Origin of the sequence: Sphingomonas sp. TF3, from assembly GCF_003985085.1 — a bacterium.
Lineage (GTDB): Bacteria > Pseudomonadota > Alphaproteobacteria > Sphingomonadales > Sphingomonadaceae > Sphingomonas.
This window is the reverse complement of the sequence record NZ_RWKS01000075.1, coordinates 1-1061: the sequence shown is the minus strand read 5'-3', so window position 1 is coordinate 1061 and position 1061 is coordinate 1. Positions and strand designations below refer to the sequence as shown.

General features: G+C 62.5%; 1 protein-coding gene. It reads right to left on the bottom strand.

Annotation, left to right across the window (positions count from 1 at the left end):
* Window positions 1–994: IS1595 family transposase (locus EJC47_RS20840; protein ID WP_126849595.1), on the bottom strand; the 994-nt coding region annotated here is incomplete at its 3' end.
* Between the last annotated feature and the right edge of the window lie 67 nt (window positions 995–1061).

The window sequence follows — 1061 nt, the reverse complement described above, 5'->3', positions numbered from 1 at the left end:
GGTGCGCCCAGTCACCGGAATATAGCTCTGCGTAGGTCGGAGCCTTCACCTCGCCTGCAATTCCGAGGAGCGAGCGGAAGGCGTTGAACGGGTAGAACCGTCTGTTGAAGCGGAACGTGAACTCGTTGAGGTAGGCTTGCAAATGCTTTGCGCTGACGCCGTGGTGGATACCGTTGAGCCATGTCTTCAGATTGCTGAAGACGAGGTGGATGATCGGCATGAACTCCTCGGCCACCTCGGGGTCGCCACATTCGGCAATTGCGTGGTGGTCATAGCCGCGTGTCCGCAGGTTGCCATAGCCGCTCCAATCGTCGGTGATGATCAGCGCCCCCGGCATGACGGCACTTCCTACGAAGCCGCACAGCGAATCGGCGCTGCGGTCGGCGGCGACAGATAGCCGCACCCGACCAGCATAACGGCCATCCTTCCGCTTGTCCTGGGCTGTACCCGGTTCCCGGTGGCGGACTTCGACGGCGGCAGCCACCAGCGTCTTACGATGAACGCCCCGGCCTTCGCCGCGTGTCTTTCCACCGACCCAGGTTTCGTCCACCTCGACATGACCGTCCGTCTTGCCGCCGATCCGGTCCTGCTCGGGCCGTACCATGCCCGCACGGAGCTTATGCAGGATGCCGAAGGCGGTTTCGTACCGTGTCAGCCCAAGCTGCCGCTGGAACTGAACCGCAGACATGCCCTGCGTCTGGCTGGCGACCAGATAGGCTGCCCAGAACCATGTGCTCAAGGGCGTGTGGCTGCGTTCCATGACCGTGCCGACGGTCAATCCCGTCTGGCGGCGGCACGCGCGACAGGTCAGAACGCCGGGCCGCGTGGCGATGCGGAAAGGCCCACCCACAATGCCGCAATGCGGGCAGGCGAACCCGTCACTCCAGCGAATCTTTTCCAGGTAGGCGGCGCAGGCATCATCGTCGGGAAAAAGCCGCTGAAACTCCGGCAGCGATTGTGGGAATGGCAGATCGGTGCGGCCGAGAACGTCCATAACTCACTATCCGTTTCACGCACACAATCTATCCCTAGTGGGTGTATGCGTCAACCGGATAGGCAGG